5 protein-coding genes are annotated in these 4,912 nt (G+C 35.2%); 1 reads left to right on the top strand and 4 read right to left on the bottom strand.

What is annotated here, in order from left to right:
- The 4 genes from VFS71_RS12825 to VFS71_RS12840 form a co-directional block, all read right to left on the bottom strand.
- A partial coding sequence (locus tag VFS71_RS12825; protein ID WP_326401691.1) for a rhomboid family intramembrane serine protease occupies positions 1-283 on the bottom strand: 283 nt, incomplete at its 3' end.
- Positions 280-2,151 carry a DNA mismatch repair endonuclease MutL gene (gene mutL, locus VFS71_RS12830; RefSeq protein WP_326401692.1) on the bottom strand — a complete coding sequence of 624 codons (1,872 nt, stop codon included), beginning with the start codon at positions 2,149-2,151 and terminating at the stop codon, positions 280-282. The genes VFS71_RS12825 and mutL, both read right to left, overlap by 4 nt.
- A gap of 351 nt (positions 2,152-2,502) precedes the next feature.
- Complete coding sequence (gene ribH, locus VFS71_RS12835) at positions 2,503-3,075, bottom strand: 6,7-dimethyl-8-ribityllumazine synthase (protein WP_326401693.1); 573 nt, start codon at positions 3,073-3,075, stop codon at positions 2,503-2,505.
- A 94-nt stretch (positions 3,076-3,169) separates the two neighbouring features.
- Positions 3,170-3,949 (bottom strand): tetratricopeptide repeat protein, encoded by a 780-nt coding sequence (locus VFS71_RS12840; protein WP_326401694.1) that lies wholly within the window; start codon positions 3,947-3,949, stop codon positions 3,170-3,172.
- 390 nt (positions 3,950-4,339) lie between these two features.
- Here VFS71_RS12840 and recF point away from each other — a divergent pair.
- Positions 4,340-4,912, top strand: a 573-nt coding sequence (gene recF, locus VFS71_RS12845; RefSeq protein WP_326401695.1) for a DNA replication/repair protein RecF, incomplete at its 3' end; no start/stop codon positions are given.

Below are 4,912 nucleotides of genomic sequence, written 5' to 3' on the forward strand. Positions count from 1 at the left end.
CACAGGAAATATAAAAGAACACAAACTTTCTTCCTCCCCAAAAATGTTCTAGTGCCGAACCAAAAGAATACAAAGCAAACATATTGAAAGCGATATGCATAATATTAGGCAATGGCGCATGCATAAACATGTGCGTAAAAATTTGCCAAAAATGAAAATTTGGATTTTCGAAAAAATACATAGAAAGCATCTTATAGGCTGGCTCCCCAACAATCATGGAGCCAATATAAAACAGTACATTTATAATTAACAACTGCTTTACTGTAGGTGTGATATTCATCATAATGCAAATTTTTTATCTAAATCTTCCACACGCATGGTGATGAAAGTCGGTTTTTGAAATGGGGAAACATTCGGGTCCTTGCAAGCGAAAAGTCCATTTACTAAATTCTCTTGCTCTTTTTCGGTTAAATATGCACCCGTTTTGACAGCCAAACTTTTGGCCATCGATTTGGCAATAGTATCGTTCTGACTGAAACTATTCTCAGGAATTCCATTATGCAAATCGCTTAACAATTGGTCCAAAACCGCTGCGACTTCACTCTCGGTAATATTCACAGGAATACCTGAAATTACGATATGATCGGAATTAGACTCATCAAAAACGAATCCTGTATTGACTAATGATTGCTGCAACTCGGCAATAAGTTCCATTTCTGTCGCTGAATAAAACAAGTTAATAGGAAACAACAATTGCTGACTCGATGCATGCTGAACTGTCATATTCACTAGAAATTGTTCATACAAAACACGCTGATGAGCTCTGCTTTGATCCACAATCACCATTCCAGACTTGATAGGCGACACAATATATTTTTTATTAATTTGATAGCTCTTATGAGCCGTTTGTTCCACTTCCTCGTAATCAAATAAAGAAGAAGTTACCTCTTCATTTTCAAAAGTAAATTCATTGTTACTGGAAGCAAATTCATCTCCACCAGAAACGACTTCAGTATCGTGTTTAACACCTACATACAAACTCTCCCAACTGGCAGTTGGTTCTGCTTTTTTATACGTTGAAAAAAGCTTATTAGGTTTATCTTCAGCAAAAGGATTGAAATTCGTGTCTATCTGAATGGTTGGCACTTCCGCATCTAAATTTTTATAATGATAAGGTGTATCCAAATTAGCATCACGCTCAAAATCCAAAACAGGAGACACATTAAACTGACCCAAACTGTGTTTTATCGAAGCTCTTAGAATTGCATACATAGCACTTTCGTTATCAAACTTGATTTCTGTTTTTGTCGGATGTATATTGATATCGATAGTATTTGGCGGTACGGTTAGATACAGGTAATAACTAGGCTGAGAACCATCTTTCAAAATCCCTTCATAAGCAGCCATAACAGCATGGTGCAAATAGGGACTTTTTATAAAACGGTCATTGACAAAGAAAAACTGCTCTCCCCTATTTTTTTTGGCAAATTCAGGTTTGCTTACAAAACCCTGAATATTCATCATCTCCGTATCTTCCACCACTGGCACTAATTTCTCGTTGGTTTTTCCACCAAAAAAATTAACAATTCGCTGTCTTAAACTAGACGGAGGCAAATTGTACATATCGCTACCATTGTGGTAAAACGTAAAATGAATTTTGGGATGTGCCAAAGCCACACGCTGAAATTCATCAATTATATGACGATACTCAACAGTATCTGATTTCAGGAAATTACGCCTGGCAGGTATATTAAAAAACAAATTTTTGACAGCAAATGAAGTTCCTTTTGGTAAAACCGCAACATCTTGGGACATGAATTTACTCCCTTCAATAACGATATGCGTTCCTAATTCTTCCTGTTCCAATTTGGTTTTCATTTCCATATGGGCAATCGCCGCAATAGAAGCCAATGCTTCACCTCGAAACCCTTTGGTATGCAATGAAAATAAATCTTCGGCTTGGCGAATCTTAGAAGTGGCATGACGCTCAAAACACATACGAGCATCTGTAACATTCATTCCCGAGCCATTATCAATCACTTGCACCAATGATTTTCCGGCATCTTTAATAATCAACTTAATGTCAGTTGCTTTTGCGTCCACCGCGTTTTCCAATAGCTCTTTTACTACTGAAGCAGGTCTTTGCACCACTTCTCCAGCGGCAATTTGGTTGGCAACATGATCAGGAAGCAATTGAATTATACTCGACATTAAATAACTTATTTTAATTTATGGGGACTATTTTTAAAAACAAAAGGAGGACAAATTTAAGGAATTTCTATTGGGTTTTGACTGTTTGTAAGGCATAAAAAAACCAAATTCACATTAAAGCTAACTCTTTTAAAACCAACAACTGAATCTCCACTTATCTATATTTGAAACTTTTTTTTAAACAACTGTCATCTATCTGCTAACTGTTTAAAGCTAAAAGTTAACTTACTATCCCCTCAAATATACCAATTAACAATGTTTCTTGAAATTTACTTAATCACAAAAAAAGCATAAAAAAAACCTATACCATTCAGAGAACGGTATAGGCCTTTTAAATTTTAAAACTATTTTTTATTCTTCTATTTGTAAAGGTAAATTTTCAATTCGCAAAGCACCAGAAGACAACAAATGCTGATTGTCAATTGGATGGGTCATTGAAGCTTGTTGACGAATATAAGCCATTTTTATGGCCGCTATAGCTGCTTCAGTGCCTTTATTTCCGTGAATACCACCACTTCTGTCGATAGATTGTTGCATAGTATTATCTGTCAATACACAGAAAATAACAGGAATATCCGTTTGAACATTCAAATCCTTGATACCTTGAGTTACTCCCTCACATACAAAATCAAAGTGTTTTGTTTGCCCTTGGATAACACATCCAATAGCAATTACAGCATCCACGTTTTGTGTTTGCAACATTTTTTTTGAACCATATATCAACTCAAAACTTCCGGGAACATTCCAACGGATAATGTGATGAGAAGGAACTTCATTTTCCAATAAAGCTGTAAGTGCTCCATTATAAAGTCCTTCAGTGATTGTATCATTCCATTCTGAAACAACAATCCCAAAGCGAAAATCTTTCGCATTTGGGACTGTGTTTTTATCGTAATCCGATAAATTTTTATTTACGGTAGCCATTTAATTTTAGAATTTAGAATTTAGAACTTAGATTTCAGATATTAAAGATAGAGTTTTGAAATCAAAAATCAAAAATCAAAAATCTTCAATCTTTCTATTCTTGTGACAAACCTATCAAACCATCCACTGTAGCAGCTTCAGGAGCGTTTTCATAATTTTCTTTAATATCTGTGAAATATTTCAAAGCATCCGCTTTATTTCCTAAAGCCAAAGCAACTTTACCTGCTTTCATCAAGAAACGTGGAGTCGTGAAATCATTTTTGCTAGCTTCAGCAGCTTTAATGTAGTTCTCCAAAGCTTCTTTTGGTTGATTTTTTTGAGAGTAAGCATCTCCAATAGCACCTTTTGCCAAAGCACTCAACATTAAATCATTTGAACTGAATTTACCCAAATAATTAATAGCCTCATCATATTTACCTGTATTCAAGTAAGCGATTCCAGCATAATAGTTAGCTAAATTTCCAGCAGCTGTACCAGAATATTCATCAGCGATTTTTACAAATCCAAATTTACCTTCAGATCCATTCAATGATAATTTATATAATGAATCACTTGCAACACCGTTAGTTGCTTTTTCAAAGTTAGATTGAGCAACAAACATTTCATTAGCAGCATCGTCTTCTTTAGGATTAGCGATAAATTTTTGATAAGCAAAATATCCAACAGTTACCAATGTAATAGCACCAACAACCCCAATTATAATTTTTTGATTTTTAGCAACCCAGTCTTCTGTTTTAGAAGCTGTTTCGTCTAATTTCGAAAAAACCTCAGCCGTAGCACTGTCTTTTTCGTCAATCATTACATTTTCAACTGCATCGTCTTTTACTTCCTTTTCTTTTGGTGCTTTATATCCTCTTTTACTGTAAGTAGCCATTTAAAATTTAATTTAGTGAACGGCAAAAATAAAATTTTTATTCTAATGCACGTAAAAAAAATGAATTTTATATTAAAATTTAGAAAAATATTTTTAATCCCTTATTTTCACTGAAAAAACACCCCCTAATATCCGAATAATTAGGGCGTGCCACCAGCTAGAAAAAAGGGCTATTCACTTTGTCGTCAGGGCCCTTTTTCCTAGCTGCTGTCGGGCCATCTGCGCTACTTCGGTAGCTTGCTCCTGTCCCTCACGCGAGCCCACGAACGTAGTAAAAAAACGAAAACAAAATTTCCCATCCTTTATATCGATATTTTTCAATAATTTGCACCCTCTTTGAAACAGTCCTCAAAAAGGCTTCAAAGTCAACAATTCCAGCAAGAACTTCAGATGTATTTAAAAAAAATATCCTTATTCAATTACAAAAACTTTTCCGAAGCCAATTTCGAATTTGACAGCAAAATCAATTGTTTTGTGGGCAAAAACGGAATCGGAAAAACCAATGTATTGGACGCCATCTATCATTTGTCGTATGGGAAAAGTTATTTCAATCCGCTTGCCGTTCAAAACATCAAACACGGCGAAGAGTTTTTTGTAATTGACGCCGAATTCGAGAAAAACGAAAGAACCGAACAAATTGTCTGTAGTCTCAAAAAAGGCCAAAAAAAAATACTGAAACGCAACGGGAAAGCATACGATAAATTCTCAGACCACATCGGTTTCATCCCTTTGGTTATTATTTCCCCAGCGGACAGAGATTTAATTGTAGAGGGAAGCGAAACCAGAAGAAAATTCATGGACAGCGTGATATCCCAATTGGATCCACATTATCTGCAACAACTCATCCAATATCAAAAGGTAATGAGCCAACGCAATGCCTTATTAAAGTATTTTGCACTGAACCACACCTATGATAATGATACCTTATCTATATATAATGAACAGCTAACCGAATTTGGCCAA

The sequence above is a fragment of the Flavobacterium sp. genome, assembly GCF_035760125.1.
GTDB lineage: Bacteria > Bacteroidota > Bacteroidia > Flavobacteriales > Flavobacteriaceae > Flavobacterium.